At 55.4% G+C, this 24985-nt stretch carries 20 protein-coding genes and 3 tRNA genes; 18 read left to right on the plus strand and 5 right to left on the minus strand.

The genetic code is table 11. From position 1 onward, the window contains the following. Nucleotides 1-182: 182 nt before the first annotated feature. From VN114_RS04635 to pelG, 7 genes are all read left to right on the plus strand, one after another. The gene (locus VN114_RS04635; RefSeq protein WP_325512471.1) at nt 183-3020 is read left to right on the plus strand and encodes a bifunctional glycoside hydrolase 114/ polysaccharide deacetylase family protein; all 2838 of its coding nucleotides are present in this window, start codon (nt 183-185) and stop codon (nt 3018-3020) included. Nucleotides 3021-3054: 34 nt separating this feature from the next. Then, nucleotides 3055-7032 carry a tetratricopeptide repeat protein gene (locus VN114_RS04640; RefSeq protein WP_325512473.1) on the plus strand — a complete coding sequence of 1326 codons (3978 nt, stop codon included), beginning with the start codon at nt 3055-3057 and terminating at the stop codon, nt 7030-7032. Nucleotides 7033-7093: 61 nt separating this feature from the next. Next, nucleotides 7094-7630 carry a penicillin-binding protein activator LpoB gene (locus VN114_RS04645; protein ID WP_325512475.1) on the plus strand — a complete coding sequence of 179 codons (537 nt, stop codon included), beginning with the start codon at nt 7094-7096 and terminating at the stop codon, nt 7628-7630. Between the two features lie 142 nt (nt 7631-7772). Continuing rightward, the gene (locus tag VN114_RS04650; protein ID WP_325512477.1) at nt 7773-9122 is read left to right on the plus strand and encodes a PelD GGDEF domain-containing protein; all 1350 of its coding nucleotides are present in this window, start codon (nt 7773-7775) and stop codon (nt 9120-9122) included. After that, nucleotides 9109-10104 (plus strand): tetratricopeptide repeat protein, encoded by a 996-nt coding sequence (locus tag VN114_RS04655; RefSeq protein WP_325512479.1) that lies wholly within the window; start codon nt 9109-9111, stop codon nt 10102-10104. Before VN114_RS04650 ends, VN114_RS04655 begins: the two co-directional genes overlap by 14 nt. Next, nucleotides 10101-11702 (plus strand): GT4 family glycosyltransferase PelF, encoded by a 1602-nt coding sequence (pelF, locus tag VN114_RS04660; protein WP_325512481.1) that lies wholly within the window; start codon nt 10101-10103, stop codon nt 11700-11702. Before VN114_RS04655 ends, pelF begins: the two co-directional genes overlap by 4 nt. Next, nucleotides 11702-13075 (plus strand): exopolysaccharide Pel transporter PelG, encoded by a 1374-nt coding sequence (gene pelG / locus VN114_RS04665; protein ID WP_325512483.1) that lies wholly within the window; start codon nt 11702-11704, stop codon nt 13073-13075. The genes pelF and pelG overlap by 1 nt, the downstream gene beginning before the upstream one ends. Before the next feature lie 22 nt (nt 13076-13097). On the opposite strand, the gene ttcA is transcribed toward pelG, so the two are convergent. The 3 genes from ttcA to VN114_RS04680 are packed head-to-tail and all read right to left on the minus strand — an operon-like array spanning nt 13098 to nt 15268. After that, nucleotides 13098-14063, minus strand: a complete 966-nt coding sequence (ttcA, locus tag VN114_RS04670; RefSeq protein WP_325512485.1) for a tRNA 2-thiocytidine(32) synthetase TtcA — start codon at nt 14061-14063, stop codon at nt 13098-13100. Between the two features lies 1 nt (nt 14064). Next, nucleotides 14065-14460 carry a dihydroneopterin aldolase gene (locus VN114_RS04675; protein WP_325512487.1) on the minus strand — a complete coding sequence of 132 codons (396 nt, stop codon included), beginning with the start codon at nt 14458-14460 and terminating at the stop codon, nt 14065-14067. Nucleotides 14461-14491: 31 nt separating this feature from the next. After that, nucleotides 14492-15268 (minus strand): SDR family oxidoreductase, encoded by a 777-nt coding sequence (locus VN114_RS04680; RefSeq protein WP_325512489.1) that lies wholly within the window; start codon nt 15266-15268, stop codon nt 14492-14494. Nucleotides 15269-15319: 51 nt separating this feature from the next. Between VN114_RS04680 and VN114_RS04685 the strand changes: the two genes are divergently transcribed. The 4 genes from VN114_RS04685 (at nt 15320) to VN114_RS04700 (ending at nt 18460) form a co-directional block, all read left to right on the plus strand. Continuing rightward, nucleotides 15320-16483, plus strand: a complete 1164-nt coding sequence (locus VN114_RS04685; RefSeq protein WP_325512491.1) for a class I SAM-dependent methyltransferase — start codon at nt 15320-15322, stop codon at nt 16481-16483. 79 nt (nt 16484-16562) lie between these two features. Further along, nucleotides 16563-16757 carry a DUF2905 domain-containing protein gene (locus tag VN114_RS04690; RefSeq protein WP_325512493.1) on the plus strand — a complete coding sequence of 65 codons (195 nt, stop codon included), beginning with the start codon at nt 16563-16565 and terminating at the stop codon, nt 16755-16757. A 29-nt stretch (nt 16758-16786) separates the two neighbouring features. Continuing rightward, nucleotides 16787-16993 (plus strand): DUF2905 domain-containing protein, encoded by a 207-nt coding sequence (locus VN114_RS04695; RefSeq protein ID WP_325512495.1) that lies wholly within the window; start codon nt 16787-16789, stop codon nt 16991-16993. Nucleotides 16994-17131: 138 nt separating this feature from the next. Then, complete coding sequence (locus VN114_RS04700; RefSeq protein WP_325512497.1) at nt 17132-18460, plus strand: hemolysin family protein; 1329 nt, start codon at nt 17132-17134, stop codon at nt 18458-18460. A 108-nt stretch (nt 18461-18568) separates the two neighbouring features. On the opposite strand, the gene VN114_RS04705 is transcribed toward VN114_RS04700, so the two are convergent. Continuing rightward, complete coding sequence (locus VN114_RS04705; RefSeq protein WP_325512499.1) at nt 18569-18697, minus strand: hypothetical protein; 129 nt, start codon at nt 18695-18697, stop codon at nt 18569-18571. 66 nt (nt 18698-18763) lie between these two features. Here VN114_RS04705 and VN114_RS04710 point away from each other — a divergent pair, with 66 nt between their 5' ends. Both VN114_RS04710 and VN114_RS04715 read left to right on the plus strand, forming a co-directional pair. Continuing rightward, the gene (locus VN114_RS04710; RefSeq protein ID WP_325512501.1) at nt 18764-19963 is read left to right on the plus strand and encodes a GGDEF domain-containing protein; all 1200 of its coding nucleotides are present in this window, start codon (nt 18764-18766) and stop codon (nt 19961-19963) included. A gap of 160 nt (nt 19964-20123) precedes the next feature. Continuing rightward, the gene (locus tag VN114_RS04715; RefSeq protein ID WP_325512503.1) at nt 20124-21803 is read left to right on the plus strand and encodes a response regulator; all 1680 of its coding nucleotides are present in this window, start codon (nt 20124-20126) and stop codon (nt 21801-21803) included. Between the two features lie 3 nt (nt 21804-21806). Here the strand turns inward: VN114_RS04715 and VN114_RS04720 are convergent, their stop codons facing one another. Further along, nucleotides 21807-22178, minus strand: coding sequence for an ArsC/Spx/MgsR family protein (locus VN114_RS04720; protein ID WP_325512505.1), 372 nt, complete (start codon nt 22176-22178; stop codon nt 21807-21809). 258 nt (nt 22179-22436) lie between these two features. Between VN114_RS04720 and VN114_RS04725 the strand changes: the two genes are divergently transcribed. From VN114_RS04725 to tuf, 5 genes are all read left to right on the plus strand, one after another. Further along, the gene (locus VN114_RS04725; RefSeq protein WP_325512507.1) at nt 22437-23498 is read left to right on the plus strand and encodes a type 1 glutamine amidotransferase; all 1062 of its coding nucleotides are present in this window, start codon (nt 22437-22439) and stop codon (nt 23496-23498) included. 128 nt (nt 23499-23626) lie between these two features. Then, a tRNA-Tyr gene (locus tag VN114_RS04730) sits at nt 23627-23712 on the plus strand. 60 nt (nt 23713-23772) lie between these two features. Further along, nucleotides 23773-23846 (plus strand) — tRNA-Gly (locus VN114_RS04735). 48 nt (nt 23847-23894) lie between these two features. After that, nucleotides 23895-23969 (plus strand) — tRNA-Thr (locus tag VN114_RS04740). 96 nt (nt 23970-24065) lie between these two features. Beyond that, nucleotides 24066-24985: elongation factor Tu (gene tuf / locus VN114_RS04745; protein WP_325512509.1), on the plus strand; the 920-nt coding region annotated here is incomplete at its 3' end.

Genomic DNA, 24985 nt, shown 5'->3' on the forward strand with positions numbered 1-24985 from the left:
TAACAAATTTTAAAGAAATCAAGCGTGATTTTGTAAGTGATTGTAAGAGAATGCGGCCTTGCCGAGATTTTCCAAAAAGCCGGCAACGGACGGAGTGCTATGAAGTTGAGGTGCCTCCGATTTAATCGTGCGATGTTCTTCTGCGACATTGCTTGAGAAACAAACGGAGAGTTTTACGCCTCATGGTAGCTACAACGAAATTTCGGGCGCTGATTGCCATCGCTGTTGGTGCAGTTTTGTACACATCACTAGCCGGCGCAGTTTCTACAGAAAAAGCTTCGGCGTTGGGGAATGTAGCCTTTTACTACGGCAATCAGCCTCCCGTCCCCGAGTTGCAAGCGTTTGACCGTGTTGTCGTCGATGCCGATAGCAATATCTCGCCACGCAATCTTTCGTCTCGTACCAAATGGATGGCCTACCTCAGCGTTGGTGAAGTCGAGCCAAACCGCAGCTATGCGAAGAGCATTCCACGCGAATGGTTGATTGGCCGAAACAACGCTTGGGACTCCAGTGTGATCGATCAAGCGGCTCCCGGCTGGCCGGCCTTTTTTGTCAAAAATGTAGTTGCGCCATTGTGGGTACGTGGCTTCAGGGGATTTTTCCTAGACACCCTCGACAGCTATCAACTGGTTGCGAAAACGCCGGAAGCGCTTGAGAAGCAGCGTGCCGGTCTGATCGCTGTTGTTCGTGAAATCAAGTCGGCCTATCCCGATGCGGAGCTGATCTTCAATCGTGGTTTTGAAATCCTGCCAGAGGTCGGTCAGTTCGCCTCTGCAGTGGCATTCGAATCGCTATATCGCGGCTGGAGTCAGGCGCAAAAGCAGTATGTGGAAGTCAGCGAATCGGATCGCAAATGGTTGCTGGATCGGGCCAAGACGGTTCGCGATGTCTATCATCTTCCCGTGATTGCGATCGATTACTGTGCGCCTGCGGACACAGCCTGCAAGCAATCGACAGTCGAGAAAATCAGTGCGCAGAACATCATTCCTTATGTGGCAGATGGTGGCTTGCAGACGGTAGGGCAAGGCGTCATCAAGGTTGTGCCACGCCGAATTCTGGTCGTCCAGAATCGCGCGCCGAACGTCAACATTGATAACTCGGAAGGCGTGCGCTTTCTGTCGACGCCGCTCAACTATCTCGGTTACAAAGTCGAGTTTGTTGACGTCAAGGAGGCGCTGCCCGAAGCCGTGTCTTCAGACATTTATGCCGGTATCGTCATCTGGTTCAACGGCAGCATCGGCTCGGCGACTCCCGCGTTCAGTGACTGGATGCGTGAACGTATCAAGGCGGGCGTTCCTGTTGCGTTCATGAATCAGTTCGGCGTGCCTGTTGATGGCGTGCTTGGGCGACAACTCGGGTTGCAAGCTGTACAGGGAAGATTGCAAGGCAAGCTGGAAGTCACCACGCGCGATCCCATGATGGGATTCGAGATGATGCCGTCAATCAATGCCGCCAATATTGTGCCCGTAAGAAGCGGCAAGGACAGTGCACCTTTGCTGACTCTGAGCGCCGGCAATTACACGGTCGATGCTGCAGCCATTACGCCGTGGGGCGGCTATGCAATGTCGCCGTATGCAGTAGTGACGCTGGATGAAATCGATCAAACACGCTGGGCAATCCAGCCAATCGAATTCTTCCGTCGTGCTTTGAGGTTAAATCTTCTGCCTGTCCCCGATACGACTACCGAAAACGGGAAACGCTTGTTGATGACGCATATCGACGGCGATGGATTTGCTTCGCGAATCGAATTTTTCGCCGGCGGCCGCGGCCCGGGATTCCCCGGTGATGTGCTTTACAAAGAGATCTTCACGCATTACAAAATCCCGACCACCATGTCTGTCATCGAAGGCGAGACGGGACAAAAAGGCTTGTATCCGCAGCTTTCGAAAGAACTCGAAGCGATCGCGAAAAAGATTTTCGCGCTTCCGAATGTAGAAGTCGCGACGCATACCTATTCACATCCTTATGAATGGGATGACGCGGTCAGGTTCACGGAGATCAAGGAAGGTCGCGCTACCGGACCGTTGCCCAAAGACTTCCACTTGCCGATCCCCGGTTATGTCTACAACAACGATCGCGAAATAAACGGTTCGATCAACTACATCAACAACGAACTGACGAAGCCCAACAAGCCCGTAAAGATGGTGCTTTGGCCGGGATCTTGCGATCCTCCGGCGGAAGCAGTGCGCATGGCATATGCCGCAGGCGTATTGAACATGAACGGTGGTGACACGCTGATCACCAAATCGCGCCCGAGCTGGACGGAAATCGGTTCGCTCGGCATCAATAAAGGGCCGGGCGCCTTTCAGGTGTTCGCTCCCAACCAGAACGAAAACATCTACACGAATGATTGGCTGGGCCCGTTCTACGGTTTTGAACGCGTGATCGAAACCTTCCAGATGACCGATACACCGTATCGCTTCAAGCCGGTGGATATCTATTACCACTCCTATAGCGCGACCAAACTGGCCTCCTTGAAAGGCTTGAAGAAAGTTTATGACTACGCCTTGTCGCAGCCGAATTTTCCGATCTATAGCACGGAGTATGTGCGCAAGGTGCTGGACTTCGAAAACATGTCCGTTGCAACCGAAGGCGATGAATGGATTGTTCGCGGTGCCGGTGACTTGCGCACGGTTCGTATTCCGGAAGGCGATGCGCCATTGACGAAGCAGGCAAGTGGTGTTGTCGGCTACACGGCTGGCCCAGGTGGTACCTACGTGCATCTTGCGGGCGATATGGCACGTTTTCGGGTCGGGAAGAATGATGATGGACGCGCTCCTTACGTGGCTTCCGCCAATGGTCGTATATCGGATGTGACACAGGAGTCGGGCAGATTGATGTTTAACTTTCAATCGCACGTCAAGCCGCAACTGGCGCTGGCTCGTGCGTCCAATTGCGCGGTAACGGTCAATGGCAAACAGGCGCGTGCCATCACAAAAGGGAAGATCACTGATATCGGATTCATCGGTGATGCCGCGAGTGGCAGTGTTGCGAGAATTGAGGTGCGTTGTGGCAGTTAAGCGAGAACGATTGGTCCATCCAATCTTCATTGGCTTGTTCGGCGGTGCGCTCGGCTTGTTCGGCGCGCTGCTGCTGACAAACGAAAGTCTGATTCAGCGCGTCAAGCAAGAGCCGCCAAATGCATTGAGCATCGCTTATCTGGAAGCATGGTTGCGCATTAGCAAAGATGATACGGAACTGCCGCCCTTGCTGGCTTCCCAGTACATTCGTGTCGGGCGTATCGACGAGGCGAATTCGTTGATCAACAGCCTGCTTCGTACCGATGACCCGACACAGAAGCAGGCAATCGTGCAACTCCGTATGGATCTGCTGGAGCAGAAACTGTGGGCATTGCAAGCGGATGATCCCGAGCGCACAAACGTCCAATCGGAACTTGTCGCCTTGCTGATGAGTAGTGAGTCGTATACATGGCCTGCCCCGGATCTGAAGGTGTTTGCGATTCGCGCGCACGCGCTTGGTTTGCCGACATTGTCCGAGAAGTTTTTCAGCCGACTGGCAAAAGTCGATCCCGCGAACAAGGCGGGCTGGCGCGAACTCTTCGCGAACTGGGCGTTGGCGGACGGTCGCTACATGGATGCAGCTGACGAGGCGTTCTTGAATCAAAAATCTGCGCCGACATTTGCATTGCAGCGTGAGTACTTCCTGCGGGGCATGTCGATACTGGAATCGGGAAACTTGCTTGGTCTCGCAATGAAGGATATCGACAAACATCTGACACCGATTTTGCAGCGTGATCCGCAAACCTTGCGTGTGCTCATACGCATGGCCGGTTCAGCCAATCGTCCTGATCTCGCGAGCGAATACGCAGAACGGTTGCTCTCGCTTCCGCTTCAAAGATCCTCCGTTGATCGGTTGCCGAGCGAACGGTACCAGAAGCAAGCCGCGTGGCGTATCAACGACTATGAGTACCAGGAACCACGGGATTGGGTTTATCTCGATGGAGTCAAAGGCAATGCATTGCGCCAAAAAATCGATTTGGCATCCGGGCAATCGACGCGGCTTACGCACGTCTCGCTGCAGGTGAACAAACCGGCGCAATCGACGCAAGCGGCAAAAGCAGAAAACAAAAAGTCGCCAGAAACAGGATTGAAAGAATATCCGGTTCGCAGCGATGTCGCAGCAGATGATGACTATGCGCTGGCTTATCAGGCATTTTTGGCAGATCAAAAGCTGGAGCCCGCGCTGGATGTTGTCGGTCGCGCCTTGAAGCGCAATCCATCCGATCCGGTGTGGATGAAGCGTAATGCCATGCTTAACGAATGGCTTGGTCATCCGGCACCTGCATTGCAAGCATGGTTGAAACTGGCTCGCCAAACGCAAAGTGATGAGGCATGGCGTGCAGTAGAACGCCTGTCGGTCGCGTTGTATGACGATGTTTCCTACATCGAGGCATTGCGTCATCGTGCTAACGGTTCGGCCGAAGAATTGTTGTCGGTGGATCAGATCGTCGCGACTTATGAGCGCCTGGGCGAGCCGGAAAAGGCGCTCGGCTTTCTACGCACGCAAATAAAAAATTCAACTCACAAGCGCGAATTGCTTGAGCGGTATGCAGCATTGGCGGAACGGTTTGGTGAAGACGACCTTGCGCTACAGACGTGGCAGCAACTCAATCAACGGTTCGGCCCAAAAAGTAATTACGCAGTCAGAATCGCCAATCTCTACAGTTCGAAAGGCCAGTTCGACCTGGCCCTGAAAGTAGTCATCGACGCCAAAGACCAGGCCGGTGCGGCCGACTATGTCTACTGGCGTGTGCTGAAAAATATTGCCATTCGCGTGGGAGACTATAAAAACGCACGTTTGGCAGCTCGTCATCTGATCGAGGACAAGGAACAGGACGGCGACGAACTGACTGAAATGATCGCGTTGTGGAACCCCTATCCGATTGACGCGGGTCGCATCGCCGAGCGTGCTTTTCACAATTCGGGAAGTATTCAGGCCTTGGAGCAGGCTGTCTATCAGTATTCGCGTGCAAGAGCATGGCCCCGGATTGATCATTTACTTGCCGATCTGACGCCTGAGCAGGAGAAGCAAGCAAGTATGTCGCCTGAGTTCATGTTGGCGAAAGCCGAGTATGAACGGCAGACAGGTAAACACGAGGAATCACTGGCAACGCTGCGCGCGACCGTAGCCTTGGGTGGCGGCGTACGCGATGCGGTCCCTGCATACGTATGGACGCTGGTGGATAGCGGCTCGGATGATGAATTACGTTCGGCGCTGCAACGATGGCGCCCCGATGCGGAAGAAAATGAACAATTGTGGGCACCCTTCGCAGCGGGCTACATGCGATTGTCGCAGGAAGCGAACTCGCTTTATTTTTTCAATAAAAGCTTGCCGAGCAAGCGGCAGGATCCATTGTGGCGCCTGACCTTCGCTGAGGCTCTCGAAACATTCGGGTATGTCGATCGGGCATGGGATATTCGCCGTCAGGTCTGGTACAACATTTCAGAGCAACGCCGTACTTTGTTTCCTTCGCAAACAGTGGCGGCCCGCGACAACCAGGATCAAGAGTCGCTGCAGGAAGCAGACGAAGGCCCTGTCGAATTGCGTGCGACTGCCGCAGCGCTGTCGCAGCCGTATGCCGGCGGCGATTTTTCACGCGAACTCTTGCTGAAAATTTTGCGTGAAGAGCGCATGGCAGCACAGAACGCCACGAAGGATGCCAGCGGCAAAAATGCGGTCGCCAACCAGTTGATCAAGGCCGACACGTCAGGTATGTCCGATACGTCGACAGTCAAACCCGTTCTTGTCGATAGAGCCGTCACGGAGGATGTTGCCCTTGCTTGGGCGCTTTCCAACGATCCCTATGAACTGGCCAGTCAGTGGATGACGAAAAGATACGGCGACGAACTGCGCCGTCCAGCCTACGCCGAAGTTGCGGTCGCACTGGCGAAAGACGATCGTGCCGAGCTGGACCGCCTGCTGACATCCAATCCGGACCGTATTCCTGTATTAAGCCGTATCGAGGCAAACATGCGTCTCGACCGCTGGTCGGAGGCGCAGCACCTGGCATTCGAAGGTGCGGATGGCAGCCCGCATAGCGAGGAGTTGCAAAGCACAGTGCGCGACATGGGAATAAAAAATGCGCACTTCATCGAAGCTGGTGTGAGGCAGTTTCGCCAGGCTCCCCTTGATTTCACCGAGAGTGATGTCGGACTCGGGTTGCGTCTTTCCGATCGCTGGACGTTGACGGTCAAGGAAATCCTGCGCCGCCAGAAAAGCACATCTTCGGCGTCGCTGGTCAATGTGCCTCGCTCGGATCGTACCCTGGTTGCAGGCTTGTCCTGGGAGGACAGCGATACGCGGATGTCCGTTGAGGCCGGCTCGCGAAGGGCGGTGGAAAACATCACTCCGGTACGTGTTGAAGCAAGCTGGAACCAGCAAAGCAGTCTCAACTGGACCGCCTCTGCCGGATACAACCAGGAGGCTGAGGATAGCGCTGCGCTGAGAATTGGCGGTCTCAAGGATGAAGCATCGGTTGGTGCACAGTGGCGTGTCGGTGAGCGGGAAACACTTTCGGCAAATGTCGGCACCACACGCTACTACGACCAGAACAGATTTGCCGTAGGAAAAGGAAATCAGATCGATCTGGATGCTGCCTACAACATTCGTCTGGAATATCCGGATTTCACTGTCCGTGGCATCTATACACGAGCCCGCTATCACACCACTGCTACGGATGCGGGGCCCGTTTTCACGAATCTATTACCCATTGATGATGAGACAACGGCGGCTGATGTCATGCCAACCAGTTTCACGCAGAAAGGTGTGCTCTTCAGTTTCGGCACGGCACTCCAGACGAGCTATACCAGAGATTGGCGTCCGTTTATGGAGTTCGGTTATTTGAATGATTCGAGGCTTGGTTGGGGAACGACAGGGAGCATCGGTCTGGCTGGAACGGTATTTGGCAATGATCATGCTGTGATTTATTACAGCCGTGATCGTACGGCTAAAGGCTTGGATGGTGGTGAGCCCGCAACGGAAATTGGTGTGCGTTACCGGTGGTACTTTTAAAAAACTGTAACCGAGACGATGCGTGCAGATGCACATATCGCTCATAGATAGGGAGATCAAGATGTTTAATGTTTCAACTTTATATAAGCGATTCGCCGGCGCGCTGGCACTGCTTTCGCTGTTGGCCGGTTGTGCAACGGTGGTTTCTTCTGCATCACCGACGCTTGCAAGCGGTGACAAGGTTGCCATTCTGCCGATTTTGAATCTGACGCAAACACCGCAAGCCGGTGCACGTGTCGAGTCTATTGCGGAATCCCTGCTCCTCGCTGGTGGCCGTTACAGCATCAAGCGTTATCAAGGCGATAGCGATCGCGATGCACTGTTTCAGCCGGTGGGCGAAAACACCGTTCAGCAGGCGGCCGCCGCAGCGCGTTCGCAAGGCATGACGTTCGGTTTGACCGGATCGGTGCAGGAATGGCGTTACAAGGTCGGTGTTGACGGCGAACCGGCAGTGGGGGTTTCCCTCAAGTTGATCAACCTGGAAACCGGTGAAGTTGTCTGGAATGCCGCTGGCAACAAGACAGGTTGGAGTCGTAGTTCCGTGTCCGGCGTTGGACAAGATTTACTGAATAGTTTGCTGAGCCCGCTTCTCAAATAAGCAGAAAAGCGCACAGCAAAAAAAGGTACAGGAGTAGAAAATGAATGCAACCCAACAGGCATTGCCACAAGAATCAGTCGGGAATGCCGCCCCACCATCACCATCCACTGCGGATTCGCCCGCGGGAAGATCGCGCGGGATCATGAAGTCCGAAAGCTACGGCAGATTGCTCGCGCCTGCCGTCACCGGATTTGGTTCGGTAGTGGAATCGGTAATCGTGATGCTGATCGCGCTGGCAGCAGGGTTCATTTTCAAGCCCGAGGACCCTCTGTTTCTGAATGACGGATTCCCTTATGCGTGGATTCTGCCGATCGTGATTGCCTTGCGATACGGGACCTTGGTGGGTATTTTGAGTGCCATGCTGATTGTTGCTGACTGGCTTCTGTTTTACGGTGGCGCACTTGGGCAAACAAGTGCGGTTGCCGCACACGAATTTCCTCGGGCGTTTTTTCTTGGTGGTTTGTTGCTGATTTTCATCGTCGGACAGTTCGGCGATATCTGGGCAGGTCGTATGGCGCGTGCCCATGCAGTCAACGGTTATTTGAGCGATCGCCTCAGCACGCTGACGAAGAACCATTTTTTGCTCAAGATTTCGCATGAGCGTCTGGAAAACGACCTTCTGACCAAGCCGACGACTTTGCGTAGCGCACTGCTGCAGTTGCGCCAGATCACCCTATCCGAACGTGATACAGAGCTATTGCCGGGTGCCGCCCAATTTCTGCAGTTCGCCGCGCATGCCTGCCAGCTTGAGTCTGCCGGCCTGTATGCATTCCGTGATGGTCAACTGGTGCCGCATGCAGCTGCTGCAATCGGCGTGCCTTTTGACCTGATTGCATCCGATCCATTGCTGACGACCTGTCTCGAGAAGAAGACGCTGACGCATTTGCAGACATCTTCTCTGCGCGATGCGCGTCCGAGCGAATACGTTGTCTGTGTTCCGTTGGTAAGTGGTGCCGATGACGTGGTCGGCGTCCTTGTCGTCAAACACATGCCTTTCCTGTCGTTGACTGAAGAAAATCTGCAGTTTCTGCTGGTGCTGGCCGGGTACTACGCTGATGGTGCGCGTCCCTTGCAGGTGGCAGACTTGATTTTGTCGGAAATGCCGAATTGCCCGCAGGACTTTGCTCTGGATTACATCCGACTTGCACGATTGGAACAGGAGGCCGGCGTTGCATCGACGATCGTTGCTCTGACTTTCAGCCCTGGCGACCTGCAGGAGACGTTGTGTTCTCACTTGAGACGCACTCTGCGCGCGTTGGACGTGTCCTGGCGCATTGAATCTGGCGACAATATCTCCCTTCTGGTGTTGATGCCGCTCACGGGGGAGGATGCCTTGTCAGGGTATCTGTTGCGTGCAGAACGTAGTTTGCAGGAACAGTTTGGTTTGGATTTTGCGCATGCACACATTGCCTTCCAATCCGTGCGTGTCGGCTCACAGACTGACACCGCCGCGTTGAAACATTTGTTGAATCGAATCCATGCAGACATCTAATGCCTTCAACGCTGCAGCAGCGAATCCTGATTCCTGGATGTGGTATCTCACCGGCACCAGTTCTGCCGCGCTGTTGATTTTTTTCGTCTTGCAGATCGCCCTGTCGCTGCTCGTCATGTTGGTGTCGATGAGATTTCTGCCGCTGATCTACCGTAATCAACCCCGTCCTGTGGCGTTTTATCTTTTTGTCCTTTCGCTGACGATTCCGTTCGGCGGATTGATCATTTGTATCGCCGTGATTACGCTGGCGTATCGTTTTCCGCTCAAGAATAAGGTCAGTCACATTGACGAAGTCAAATGGCCAACTTTTGAAGCGGCGTTGGTAGAACGTGTCAAACATGGCTCCGGTTCACGGATACGCGTGCAACTCGATAACCGCAACGCACCAGTGGCTGTACGGATGGCGGCATTATTGGCGATGCAGACCATTCCAAAACGGACTGCCAGCCCGATCCTGCGCGAATTTTTGTGGGATTCGGTAGAGGACGTGCGTTTGCTGATGTACGCCATGCTGGATAGTGCTGAAAAAGATGTGACGCAGAAAATCCACGTCGAATTACAGCGCTTGTCCAAGCTTTCTACAGAAGGCAACGAGAAGCGACGCTACGTCGTGCATGCCCACCTCGCGCAATTGCATTGGGAACTGATCTATCAGAATCTTGTGCAGGGCGATATCTACACCTATACCGCCACTCAGGCCGATTTTTATGCGCAGCAGGCGTTGGCGCTCAATGCCGGCAATGCGTCGCTTTGGAACATGCGCGCGCGACTAGCGCTGGCGCGCAATCAACCGGAAGAGGCGGAGCAGTATTTGCAACGTGCGGCGGAAGCCGGCTTCCCGAGTGATCGGTTATTGCCGTTCTTTGCTGAGTGCGCCTACTTGCAGAAGGATTATCCGACTGTGAGATCTGCCTTGAGCGCATTTGAGAACCGCTCAACACTTCCGTTTATTCAACCTTTGCAGCGTTATTGGACGTCATGAAAAAATCCTTGCCTCGTGCCGAATCGGCAGATATCGCATTGCTGCTTGAGGGGACATTTCCTTATGTCCGTGGCGGCGTGTCTGCATGGGTTAATCAGATGATCCTGGCGTTTCCGCAATATACATTTGCTTGCATTTTCGTTGGCAGCCGCGAAGAAGACTATGCGGGCCTTGCGTATGAATTGCCTCCCAATGTTGTGCACGTCGAAACCCATTATCTGTACGGCGCGCAGTATAAACAAGACGTCGTCGAGGCAAGCGAAGGCGATCGCGAAGCATTTTCCCATGTCACCGAGTTGCATGATGCCTTGCGTAATCCACAAAACCGGGAGCAGGTTAATGCTGCAATGCAGGCATGTCTGGCGTTGACCGATGATGAGGGCAGTCTGAGCGAGAAAAATTTCCTCTACGGAAAACTGTCCTGGGACTACATCACCGAACAGTATCGGACGCACTGCACGGATCCTTCATTTACCGACTATTTCTGGACGGTACGGCTGATGCATCGCCCGCTCTGGCAGTTGATGAAAGTTGCGCAGAAGATGCCGCACGCCAGGATTTATCACACCGTGTCGACCGGTTATGCCGGATTCCTTGGCGCAGTGCTCAGCCACAAGACGGGACGTCCGCTACTGACATCCGAACACGGGATCTATACCAAGGAACGCAAGATTGATTTGTTCCAGAATCAATGGATTCAGGACAATCGCAGCATGTTCGAAAAGGATATTTCCCAGGTAGGTTATTTCCGCGATCTATGGGTACGTTTTTTCGAAACACTGGGCCATGTCTGCTACGACTCGAGCAAACAAATCGTGGCGTTGTACGAAGGTAATCGCCAGCGTCAGCTGGCGGACGGGGCACCTGTTGAGCTTACCATGACCATTCCGAACGGCGTTGACGTCAAACGCTTTCGTGCATGCCGAGCACAGCGGACGGACAAACCGCCAAAGGTGCTGTGTCTGATTGGCCGTGTAGTACCAATCAAGGACATCAAGAACTTCATTCGGGCCATGCTGACCGTGGTGCGCGAAATGCCTGAGGCGGAAGCTTGGATTGCGGGTCCGGAAACAGAGGACGCAGAATATGCGCAGGAATGCCGGAATCTGGTCGAGAGCCTGGACCTCACCAATCATGTGAAATTTTTGGGCTTCCAGAAAGTGGAGGAATTGCTGCCGAAATGTGGCGTTCTGGTTCTCACATCCATCAGCGAAGCGCTGCCGCTTGTCCTGCTGGAGGGTTTCGCCGCAGGTGTTCCGGCAATCGCCACGGACGTGGGTTCATGCCGTCAATTAATCGAGGGGTTGCCGGGTGACGATGCAGCCCTGGGACCGGCGGGCGCTGTAATTCGAATCGCCGATCCGGCTGCTTTTGCAGCGGAAGCGTTGAAGCTTTTGAGTGACAATGTTTACTGGCATGCCGCGCAGGCTGCCGGTATCGCACGGGTAGAGAAGTACTACACTCAGGAGTTGATGGTCGACAGCTATCGTCAGATTTATTCGAATTTGTTGACGCAGCCGTCAGAAGTGATTGATACGAAAAAAAGCACGACAAACAACGCAATGGGCTGTCCGATGGCTGCAGCGAGGGCAAGATAATGGCTGGTATTGGGTTTGAACTCCGAAAAATTCTGCGCAAGGACACATTGTTCGGTGCATTGCGTGCCTATTCTTATGCCGGCATCATCAGTTCTGGTTCATGGATATTGTCCATCGTCGGAATTCTTTTGATCGGTATTCTGGGGTTGCCGTTTGTGATTCCAGGATCACAGATTACGCAATTCCAGGTTTCGGTGACGTATGTCATTGCCGCCAGTCTGATTTTGACAGGACCTTTGCAGCTCGCCTTCACACGATTTACATCGGATCGATTGTTCGAGAAGCGACCGGATATGGTTCTTTCGAATTATCACGGCGTGGTGCTGGTGACGACAGTGATCAGTTTTTTGATTTCACTGCCGCTCGCGATTGTTGCGTTCCCGGAGCAGAGCGTTGCCTATCGACTGTTGATGGTCAGTGCCTTCGCTGTGGTCAGCAATGTCTGGATTGCGGTCATTTTGTTGAGCGGGATGAAACAGTACAAACAGATCGTCTTTACGTTTCTGTTCGGCTATTCGGTAACGGTCGGAATGGCGTTGTATCTTGCATCGTGGGGTCTGGAAGGACTGATTTTCGGTTTTCTGGTTGGCCAGGTTCTGCTATTGGCCGGATTGGTATTGCCGATCTATCGCACATTTACCGGGCCTGTTTTCATCTCGTTTGAACTATTCAAGGGACGTTTCCTTTATCCTAGTTTGTTGTTCATCGGATTTTTCTACAATCTCGGCATCTGGATCGACAAGTTCATCTTCTGGTACGCCCAAACCGGTCAGCAGGTGATCGGTCCTTTGCATGCTTCCGTCATTTACGACATTCCGATTTTTCTTGCCTATCTGGGAATCTTGCCAGGGATGGCCGTGTTTCTGGTGCGTATCGAGACCGACTTCGTGGAATATCATCATGCGTTCTACGATGCGGTCCGCGATGGCAGTTCGCTCGAGCATATCGAACGCATGCGGAACATGATGGTGCGTTCCATCCGTGTCGGTATCTATGAAATCATCAAGGTTCAGGCAATCGCCACATTGTTCCTGTTTGTTATGGGCGGGACGATTTTGCGGGCTTTGAATATCTCGGAGTTGTACCTGCCGTTGCTCTACATCGACATCATTGCAGCCAGTCTTCAGGTGGTCTTTCTCGGGATATTGAATATCTTCTTTTATCTTGATCGTCGGCGTGAGGTTCTGGTGCTGACAGGGGGATTTGTCGTGCTGAACGGCATGTTAACGTGGGCGACGATTGCGCTGGGGCCGGCTTTTTACGGTTATGGCTTTGCCGCTGCGTTGCTGATCGTGGTGATGCTGGGTGTATATTTTCTGGATCGTAAACTGGATTCCCTTGAATACGAGACATACATGCTGCAACGCGCATGACGTCTCGCTATTCAGTGCATCGTCAATCAGAGTGGTTCTGCTGAAGCAGAACCACATTCTGCATCCCTGTTTGTGTCCCGGTTGAGCAGGGCTCTTCGTCAAATGCGATGTCGCCATTCGGCGTCGCTTCACCGGTCGCCTTCAAGTTTGCAAAGCCGAACAACTCGCGATCCATCAGATGCGACGGCACGACGGTCGACAATGACGAGAAGATATTGTCGACGCGGCCCGGGTGTTTTTTCTCCCACTCGCGCAACATGTTCTTGATCTGTTTGCGTTGCAGGTTTTCCTGGCTGCCGCACAGATCGCACGGAATGATCGGGAAGTTCTTCACCTGCGCATAGCGTTCGGTATCGGCTTCCTTCACATACGCGAGCGGGCGGATCACGATGTGCTTGCCGTCGTCCGATTGCAGTTTCGGCGGCATGCCCTTGATTTTCGCACCGAAGAACATGTTCAGGAAAAACGTTTCCATGATGTCGTCGCGATGATGGCCGAGCGCGATCTTGTTGCAGCCGAGCTCGTCGGCAACGCGATACAGAATGCCGCGACGCAGGCGCGAACATAGGGAGCACGTCGTCTTGCCTTCCGGAATCAGGCGCTTGACGATGCTGTAGGTATCCTGATTCTCGATGTGAAAAGGAATGCCGAGTTCTTTCAAATACGCCGGCAAGATATGTTCCGGAAAATTCGGCTGCTTCTGGTCGAGATTGACGGCGACGATGTCGAAATGAATCGGCGCGCGTTCGCGTAATGTCATCAGGATGTCGAGCAGTGCATAACTGTCCTTGCCGCCGGACAGGCAGACCATGACCTTGTCGCCGTCTTCGATCATGTTGAAGTCACCGATCGCCTGACCGACCAGACGGCACAGGCGTTTGTGCAACTTGTTGTTTTCGTAGGCGATCTTCTCGGCTTTCTTGAAGCTGATTGCGGCGTTTGTTTCAGCCGCCGGTGTGGCGGTGTCGTTTAGTGCGGTGTCGATCATGTCAGTTCCCCTTGATGCGGAACACTTCGACGCCGACCGACTGGCAATCCGGATAGACGTCGGGTTTTTCGGTGGAGACACGGGCTGCGCGCACTTTCGGATGCGCCAGCATGGCGGCGATAACGTCGTCGCACAGTGTCTCCTGCAGATGCACATGACCTTCGGCCATGCGTTTGGCAATCGTGCTGCGCATGAAATCGTAATCGACGACTTCATCCAGCGAATCGTGCGTCGGTGTCGATTCGTTCAACGGGATGAACAGGTCGACGTTGATCAGTACACGCTGCTCGCCCTTCTTCTCGAAGTCGTGGACGCCGATATTGATCTGTACCTCGTAGTCGCGCAAGAACAGACGACGGCAATCGGCAAGGCTGGGATGGAACAGGAACGAGTTCATGGAAGTCAGTGGTAGGTGATGCGACAAATAATCAGGACGCGACAAACATGACGTCGCGTTGCAGGGGAATCAGGTGCTGGCCGCCATCGACGACCAGCGTGGTGCCGGTGATGGCAGGCGATTCGGCGATGAAGCAGACTGCCGCGGCAATATCGTCCGGCGTGCTGGAGCGGCCGAGCGGGGTTGCCGTATGCGCGTTTGCGAAACCCGCCGCGCTTTGGTTGCCGGATACCAGCGTGATGCCGGGCGCGACAGCGGCCACCCGCACTTTCGGCGCAAGTGCCTGCGCCAGCATCGTGGTCGCGCTTTGCAGTGCGGCTTTCGACAATGTGTACGACAGGAAGTCCGGGTTCAGGTTGAACAGTTTCTGGTCGAGCAGATTGACGACGGACGCTTGTGCGCCATCCGGTGTGGCGTCGAACAGCGCTTGCGCCAGCAATATCGGCGCACTTAGGTTGATGTGCATGTGCGCATCGAGCGACGCGGTCGAGAAATCATGTGCCGTGTCGTAATCGAACAGCGACGCGTTATTGACGACGCAGCAGATCGGTCCCAGCACCGCAGATGACCGGCGTAACAGAGCGCGCACAGCGGTTTCGTCGGCCAGATCGCATTGCAGAGCGACGGCGCGGCGCCCCAACGCTTCGATCTGTGCCACGGTGGCGCGTGCGTCGGCTTCCGATGTGCGGTAATGCACGACCACATCCCAGCCGCGTTGCGCGAACGCGAGCGCGATCGTGCGGCCGATGCGTTTGGCGGCACCGGTAACGAGCACGGTTTTTCTTGCTGTGGCTGGTCGTGATGACATGATGGTCGTGTTTCGGTTGTGTGTTTTGCCGATTTCTCTACAATACGCGCCATGCAACAGCACCTGCCCGCTCCTTCCCCGGACGCGTTATCCGCGTCGCGCGACCTCCAGAATCTGATCGCTGACGAAATCGCACGTCATGACGGCTGGATATCGTTTTCCCGTTACATGGAGCTGGCGCTGTATGCGCCGGATGTCGGTTATTACAGCGGCGGTGCGGCAAAACTCGGCAAAGACGGTGATTTTACAACCGCGCCGGAGATGACGCCGCTTTTCGGCGCAACACTGGCGCATCCCATCGGCGAGCTGATGGCGCAAAGCGCGCCGCATATTCTCGAATTCGGCGCCGGCACCGGCAAGCTGGCAGCAGATATCCTGACCGAATGCGCAGCGGCCGGCATCCACGTGGAAAGCTATTCGATTGTCGAACTGTCCGGCGAATTGCGTGCACGCCAGCAGCAGGCGCTGGCGGCGTTTCCGCAAGTGAAATGGCTGGACGGCTTTCCACCGGCCTTTTCCGGCGTGGCCGTTGGCAACGAAGTACTGGATGCGATGCCGGTGATGCTGGTGGTCAAAGGCGAAGACGGCAACTGGCTGGAACGCGGCGTGGCACTGAATGAGCACGGTTTCGTCCATGAGGATCGCCGTTGCGATCCCGCCTTGATCGCGCAAATCCCCGATGCCGGCATGTTGCCAATCGGTTATGTGACCGAAGTACACCCGGTCGGTATCGGTTTCATGCGTTCGCTTGCAACGATGTTCAATGCCGGAATCGCGCAAACGGGCAAGGGCGGCGCGGCGATCCTGATCGATTACGGTTTTCCGGCCGGTGAATATTATCTGGACCAGCGTGGCGCCGGGACGCTGATGTGTCACTACCGTCATCATGCACATGACGATCCTTTTTATCTGCCGGGTTTGCAGGACATCACGGCGCACGTCGATTTCACCGCGATGGCCATCGCGGCGGTAAAGGATGGCCTGGAAATGGTCGGTTACACGAACCAGGCCGGTTTTCTGCTGGCGGCCGGATTGGCCGATCGCCTGCTGCAGACGGCACCCGATGACGCAATGGCGTATCTGCCGAAAGCGAATGCGGTGCAAAAATTGACGTCGCCGGCAGAAATGGGCGAGCTGTTCAAGGTGCTGGTGGTCGGCAAGGGTGTCGAATTGTCCGACAAGTTTGATCGCGCCGACCAGAGCTGGCGGCTTTAAAACGTTTCCTGCAGACGTTTGTCAGACACGCCTCTGTCAGCGGGCCGGTCAATTTCCTGTTTTTCCGTGAAAGTCGCCAATGGTCCGCTGGTTTCTTGTTATCTTTATTGCCGTCATCGTGTTTTCCACCGCGCTGCCGTGGCTGGAGAAATTCGGCATCGGTCGTCTGCCGGGCGATCTGCGCTTCCGTTTATTCGGACGCACGATTTTTCTGCCGTTTGCCTCGACCGTGTTGCTGTCGCTGATCGTGTTTCTGATTGCGCGGCTGATTTAGATCGCTGTTCCGGTCCTGATGGAGGAAGAATGATTCGCTGGGTTGCCGTGATTTTTATCGGATTGACAGTGTTTTATGCATTGCTGCCGTGGATTCTTGAAAAAGTGGGTGTGGGACGCATCATTGGCGATGTCCGCGTCCCGCTGGCAGGCAAGTCGCTGGTATTGCCCTTCGGTTCAACGGTATTGTGGTCGGCGATCGCCTTCCTGATTGCGGAACTGGTGAAGCGATCGTGACGTTTCATGTTTTTTGCTGGAAATAACGGGATTTAACGTAATTTTCACAAGCGTTGGCGCATGGATGCAGGCTGATGTTATGATTCCAAACTTCTTAACAGTAGGGCTGGCGGGATCAAACCGCGAGTTCCCTTGGTAGTGGACATATTTATTATTGCTGCACTGATTCTCGTCAATGGCGTTTTCGCCATGTCGGAAATCGCGATCGTTACTTCCAAACGCATTCGTCTTCAAAAACTCTACGAAAACGGCAGCCGCGGCGCCAAGGCTGCGCTCGATCTGGCTGAAAGCCCAAGTCGTTTTCTTTCCACCATCCAGGTCGGCATCACGTTGATCGGTATTTTCAACGGTGCGTTCGGTGAAGCCTCGCTGGTCGAGCGCCTGACGCCGGAAATCGCCCTGATTCCCGTCCTCAACGTTTATGCGCGCGAGATTTCGCTCGGCATCGTGGTCGTCGGCATTACTTTCGCATCGTTGATTCTGGGCGAGCTGGTGCCAAAACGCATCGCCATGCAGTATCCGGAAATCATCGCGTCGCTGATCGCAGCACCCATGCTGTGGCTGTCGCGCCTGATGGGACCGTTCGTCAAGATCCTGACCGGCACCACGGAATTCGTGCTGCGCATACTCGGCATGCATCACAAGAAGGACGATGCGGTGACCGAGGAGGAAATCGCCGGCCTGTTCCGCGAAGGCGCCGATGCCGGTCTGTTTGAAAAGACCGAGCATGACATCGTGTCGCGCGCATTGCGGCTTGACGACCAGCGCGTCGGCAGCCTGATGACGCCGCGTATGGACGTCCACTACATCGATATCGAAGACCCGATCGAGATAAACCTGGCGAAAATCGCCGACAGTTCGTACAGCCGGTTCCCGGTCTGCAAGGGCGATCTGTCGCATATTCTCGGCATCGTGCATGCGGGCAGCCTGTTCGATCAGGCGATCCACGGCAACACCATCACGGCGGTCGATATCGAGGCGGCTGCGCGCCCGCCTCTGTTTGTGCCGGAAACGATCAGCGCCATGCAATTGCTGGAGACGCTGAAAAAGAATCGTGCCGAACTGGCACTGGTCATCGACGAATACGGCGAGATCGAAGGCGTGGTTACACTGAGCGACGTGCTGGGCGCGCTGGTCGGCGATGTGTCGGTGATCGATGAGCACCATGAAGAGGATGGTGTGCAACGCGACGACGGTTCATGGCTGATCGATGGCGGCATGACGTTCGACCGCTTCCGCGAAGTGCTGGAAACGGATGTGCGTTTCCCGGAGGAGGCATCGGGCACGTATCACACGCTGGCCGGTTTCGTGATGACCTTCCTCGGCCACATTCCGCAAATGTCCGACAGCTTCGAGTGGGAAGGCTATCGCATCGAAGTGGTGGATATGGACCGCAATCGTATCGATCGCCTGCTGGTCGCCAAGCTGGCGCAGCCGGAAGAGCAACCGGGTGAGGGCGATGCCTGATTGTCTTGAATGGTTGTCGGCGCGATTGCCCGATACAGCATTGCCGAAAAAAGGCCGGATATTGCATCCGGCCTTTTTTGTTGGGACGCGACGGTTTGTAAGTTTTGGTTAAAAATCAATAATATTGCATGCGGTTTTTTGCGCACTGTGATTTAGTGAGACTGAAATCCTGTCGTCAGGACGGGATGCAGACAATTCTCCTGGTGATTTTTCATGCGGCGGATCGGTGATCAACATGCGGTTTCCTCGTCGGCTTCTTCTCCGTCGGCGCGTGAGGACACGCCTGATGATGGCGACACGAGCATGAGCGGATCCGCGAGAACATCGTCCGATCCTCGCGATACGCTTCAAGGTAAACATCACCATCATTCGGCACAAAAAATCCATGTGGTCCTGGAACGCCGACGGTCCGCGGGCCACGCCAATCAACAAGGGCGGCAGGCTGCCCGCATTCGCCGTCTGGTATTGAATACGGCGTTTGCCGGTTTGTACCTGCTGGCGATCGGTGTGTTCTATCTGATGGGACTGGTCGAACTGTTCGTTCTGAAAGTGGCGACAGCAATGATTGGTGTTTCTTTCTCCGTTTTCTATTTGAGCTTTGCAACCGGTCTGAATCTGAAGACGCGGACGCAAAATCTTCGCATTCCTCTGACGCTGTCGGCGATCGGCATCATGCTGACGATCGGGTACATCGCGCCGGTGACCCAGATTCTGCTGACGCCTTTTCTGTTTCTGACGATGGCGTTCGTCATGCATCGCGTGTCGCCGAAGGAAATGCTGTGGATGTCGCTGGCCGTGCTGGGCGCATATGCATTGGTGGTGTTTGCGCATTTCCGGGAACGTGGCGATACGCAATTGCTGATGCTGGAATGTGCGCTGTTGCTGGCGCTGGCGTTGACGCTGCCCAGTTTCGCCATGCTGGCGGGACGCGTGCAACGCTTGCACAGTGCCTTGTTTCAGGCGAACCGCAAGATTCGCGATATCGAGCAAGACGCGCAGCGCGATGCCTTGCTCGGTTGCTATAACCGCCGTTACATCGTCGCCGCGCTGGAGCAGCAGAAGCGAATGGCCGACGAAACCGGCGCGCCGTTGTGTCTGGCAGTGATCGATCTGGATCACTTCAAGCGTGTCAACGACGAAGCGGGCCATCTCGGCGGCGATGAAGTGCTGCGCAGTTTTGCCGGCATTGCGGAGCGTAATGTACGTCAGCGCGACATCTTCGGTCGTTACGGCGGCGAGGAATTTCTGCTGGTATTGCCGGAAACCTCGCTGCTGGCTGCGCTCAATATCGCCGAGCGCATCCGGGCGCAGGTCGAGCAGCACGAATGGAGCGCCAAGCTGCAGAATCGCGTGACCGTATCGATCGGGCTGACGCAGCATATTCCAGGCGAATCGGTGCTCGACCTGTTTTCACGCACCGATACGGCGATGTACATGGCCAAGCAGGGCGGCCGCAATCAGGTGGTGGTCGAAGAGCCGGCGGGCGACGCCGCACTGACCTGAGTTCGGATCGCAATCAAGAAACCTCGTCTTGCCTTTACGGCAAGCAAACCGTGCGTTTCTCATCAAATTACAACGCCAAGCTTGCAAAAAATTTCCATACGGTAATATCCTGCATGAACATCGGCGACTTTTCGCCGGCACTGTTACTGGTTTCAACATCATGCAAGAACTTGCCGGACTCACTGCATTGATCATCGAACCGCACGCAGGCATGCGCACCAGCATTCACAATATGCTGAGCATGAGCGGGATGACGAGGATCGAATATGCGGCCAGCTCAAGCAGCGCAATCCGTCCGCTCAGGCACAAGAACTTCGACCTCGTTGTCTGCGAATATGACCTCGGCGAGGGTCAGGACGGCCAGCAATTGCTGGAAGACTTGCGGTACAACAAGCTGATCCCGCCTTCCACCGTTTTCATCATGGTGACGGCTGAGCGCAACCACGAGAAAGTGGTGAGCGCTGCCGAACTGATGCTCAACGATTATGTGTTGAAGCCTTTCACCGCGGAAGTGCTTCTGGAACGCATCGCCAAGGCAATCGAGAAGCGCAATGCACTGGCCCCGATTCATCAGTTGATCGAGCAGGGCGGATTGAGTGAAGCCATCGAGGCGTGCATGGTCAGCGAGCGCACACATGCGAGCTATCAGGCGGAATTCATGCGCTTGCGTGCCGAGCTGCACATGACACTAGGGGAACTGGACGAGGCCGAAACGATTTATTCCGAACTGTTTGCCAAGCGCTCGATTGCCTGGGCGCGCCTTGGTCTGGCGACGACACTGTTCATGCAGGATCGACTGGTCGAGGCAGAAAGCATGCTGCAGACGCTGGTCGATGAGAAGCGTCAATTCCTCGAAGCCTACGACTGGCTGGCACGCACGCAGGAGGCGATGGGCGAGATGAAGCAGGCGCAGGAAACACTGGAAAATGCCGTTCATCGCTCTCCGTTTGCGCTGCAGCGATTGCGCCGGCTCGGCCGCGTGGCAATGGAAACGGGCGATACCGACACGGCACACCGCGTCTTTCAGCAAGTCGTCAACAAGGCGCGCTTTTCGGAATTCCGCGAGCCGGAAGATCATGTGCGGCTGGTGGAGACGTCGCTCAGCAAAGGCGAGACGCAGCTGGTTTCGACGGTGATCCGCGATCTTGCCAAGTCGCTTGCCAACGTCCGCAAAACACCAGCCTGCCGCGCGCTGGCGACGGCCATGCTGCACAAGCACAACGGCGACAAGGAAAAGGCAATCGAAGAGCTGGAAGCGGCGATTGCGGCTTGCCGCGATCCGATCGGGATGTCGAACGACACCAAGATGACGCTGGCGCGCAATTGTCTGCAGCATGGACTGGAGCAAGGTGCCGTCGAAGTCATGACCGGGGTGGTCGGCAATGCATCCAGTACGACGGCGCTGACACGCGCAATGCATGTGTTCAAGGAAGTCGGTCGCGACGATCTCGCCAAGCGCGTCGCGCGTGAAAGCAAGAGCCAGGTTGTCGATCTGGTGGCCGCCGGTGCCGAAAAGGCGCGCCTCGGCGATTATCACGGCGCGGTCGCGCTGATGTCGGAAGCGGCGGCGAAACTGCCGGAGAATCCGCAGGTCGTTTTCAATGCGGCGGTGGCGGTCCTCAAATGTCTGGAAAGTCTGGGCTGGGATGCGCAGCTGAGCGAACAGGCGCGCGATTACATCGCCAACGCGCGGCGCCTCGATCCGCGCAATCCACGGCTGTCGTTATTGACCAGCATGTATCGCGACATCCTGAAGAAATACGAAATCGCGCGCGCCTACAAGCTCATGCCGAAAGTGGCGCAGAGTGCGCCACCGTCAACGCCGTCCACCCCGGCGTGATCGTCAGGATTCGGTCAGGATGATGCCGGCCAGTTCCGGTGGGCGGGCGATCACCGCGCGCTGGTTGAATTGGACGATCGGTCGCTGCAGCAGAACCGGATGAGCCGCGAGTGCGTCCAGTAGCGTTGCGTCATCTGCGCCGGCCAGTTGCAGGGTGCTGAACACTTCCTCGTTATCCCGTACCATTGCGCGGACATCGACCGATCCTTCCGATTGCAGGGTTCGATGTAATTCGACCAGTTGAGCGCGACTCAGGGGCGTTTTCTGATAATCGACGACGTGCAGGTCGAGCTGGCGCTGTTGCGCAAACTGGTTTGCCAATTCCAGTGCGCCGCGCGATTTGGAGCAGCGCGGATTGTGATAGATGGTCAGCATGGTGGTGGGCGTAGAAACGCGTGAGTAAGAATGTGTGCGCAACGAAGGTGCGCACTGCGCGACGGCGTCGCCGCATTGCATTATGCCGCGCGCGTCGATTGCGCGTGTAGGGCTGATCTTTTTATAATCGAAACGGCATGGCGAGATTAAAGGTTGCGATCAACGGTCGCAACACCATGTTTTCATCAATACACGGGTGGAATGGATAATTTGCCGCAAGCTGCTGTCTACCTCTTTTCCCGATTCTGAAGTGATGCCATGTCCGACCAATCCGATATCAATCTGCCTCCTGCTCCCACTTCCTCGTCCGGTGCCACGCCGCCTGCAGATCCGTTGCCGCCCGATCAGAGCCAGCAGACCGAAGCCGCACCAGCCCCCGCGGCTGCGCAATCCCCCCGCGCGCCCTTTGTTCCTGCCGCCAAACTTGAATTCGGTGCGCCACCGGCTTATCAGATGCCTGGCGACACGCCATGGCAGCAAACGTGGCGCGTTTTCTCGGCGCAGCTGAAAGGCCTGTCCGATCGGCTTGGCCGCCGGTTGACGCAGCGGACGTTGAAGATCGGCGTTTCCGCACGCATTTTTCATCCGGAAGCCGGTGCCAAGGGTTTGCAGGCGAAGACACTGCAATATCTGGAAGAGTCGATTGCGCAATGGGTGATGTCGCGCGATGTGCTGGTGCTGATGATCCCGACCGTGAATACGAATGGCATGCTGCATCCGAGCAAGATTCGTCTGCGCGACTATGCCAAGCATCTGGACGGTCTGGTCCTGCAGGGCGGCGCAGATGTGGCGCCGCAAACCTATTCGCAAACGCCGACGCGGCCGGAATGGATCGGCGACAGCGCGCGCGACATGTACGAACTGGAGCTCCTTCATGAATTCATCGAAGCCGGCAAGCCGGTGCTCGGTATCTGTCGTGGTTGCCAATTGATCAACGTTGCATTCGGCGGTACGCTGTATCAGGACATCGCGACCGATGTGCCGAATGCAATGCCGCATGTAAATGACTTGTACGACAGCCATCGCCACGAAATCGCCTTTCCGCCAGGATCGTCATTGGGCGCGCTGTTTTCTGCAGACAGTGTGTCGCTGGTGAACTCCATCCACCATCAGGCGGTGCGCGATCTGGGGCGCGACCTGATGATCGAGGCGGTGTCGAAAGGTGACAACATCGTCGAAGCGGTTCGCCACACGAAATCGCGCTTCGTAATGGGTTTGCAATGGCATCCGGAATTTCACCGGGCCGGTGGGGCCGAACTGCTGGATTGCACGCCGATTCTTGATAATTTCCTCCGCGCCGCACGAGAAACGCGATTCTGATCGCGTTCTTTCCAATCAGTCATCGCCAAACAGGCGAAGACCTGCTTCCCGCCGCAAAAATAAGTAGGGAATACTTATCCTTTTGTTGACAAAGGGCGTTCTCTCCCCTATAGTTTGGGGTTCCCCGCGGAGGGGTGGCCGAGTGGTTAATGGCAGCAGACTGTAAATCTGCCCTCTTACGAGTACGCTGGTTCGAATCCAGCCCCCTCCACCAAGATTTTTGCGCGGAAATGAATTGAAGCAGCAAGTTTGTTTGGCGAAATAGGTGACCCTCGCGGGTGTAGCTCAATGGTAGAGCTGAAGCCTTCCAAGCTTATGACGAGGGTTCGATTCCCTTCACCCGCTCCAGTTTTAGGTTGGGCGTGTCGCGATCAGCGATATCGGTCAACTGGTTTTGCCCTTTTAGCTCAGTGGTAGAGCACTCCCTTGGTAAGGGAGAGGCCACGTGTTCAATCCACGTAAAGGGCACCAAAGAATTCGTTGTTTTCGTTGGATTGTTTTCGGTTCTAAAGCAGGTCGGTCGGGCGTGTGCCTGAACATTCTCATCAAAATTGTTAGGAGTTCAAGATGGGAAAAGGCAAATTCGAGCGGACCAAGCCGCACGTGAACGTCGGCACGATTGGTCACGTCGATCACGGCAAGACCACATTGACCGCAGCAATTGCGACGGTACTGTCGAAGAAATTTGGCGGTGAAGCCAAAGGCTACGATCAGATTGACAATGCGCCGGAAGAAAAAGCGCGCGGCATCACGATCAACACCGCGCACGTCGAATACGAAACGCAAAACCGTCACTACGCCCACGTTGACTGCCCAGGCCACGCCGACTACGTCAAGAACATGATCACGGGCGCTGCGCAGATGGACGGCGCAATCTTGGTCTGCTCCGCAGCAGATGGCCCGATGCCGCAAACGCGTGAGCACATCCTGCTGTCGCGCCAGGTTGGCGTGCCGTACATCATCGTCTTCCTGAACAAGGCAGACATGGTCGACGACGCAGAACTGCTGGAACTGGTCGAAATGGAAGTGCGCGAACTGCTGTCGAAGTACGAATTCCCAGGCGACGACCTGCCGATCATCAAAGGTTCGGCCAAGCTGGCACTGGAAGGCGACAAAGGCCCGCTGGGCGAACAAGCCATCCTGGCCCTGGCAGAGGCCCTGGACACCTACATCCCGACGCCGGAACGCGCTGTTGACGGCACCTTCCTGCTGCCGGTCGAAGACGTGTTCTCGATCTCGGGTCGCGGCACCGTTGTGACGGGTCGTGTTGAGCGCGGCATCATCAAGGTCGGCGAAGAGATCGAAATCGTCGGTATCCGCGATACGCAAAAGACCACCTGCACGGGCGTCGAAATGTTCCGCAAGCTGCTCGACCAAGGTCAGGCAGGCGACAACGTCGGCGTGCTGCTGCGCGGCACCAAGCGTGAAGACGTCGAGCGTGGCCAGGTTCTGGCCAAGCCGGGTTCGATCAAGCCGCACAAGCACTT

The sequence above is a fragment of the Oxalicibacterium sp. genome, from assembly GCF_035565035.1.
Lineage (GTDB): Bacteria > Pseudomonadota > Gammaproteobacteria > Burkholderiales > Burkholderiaceae_D > Oxalicibacterium.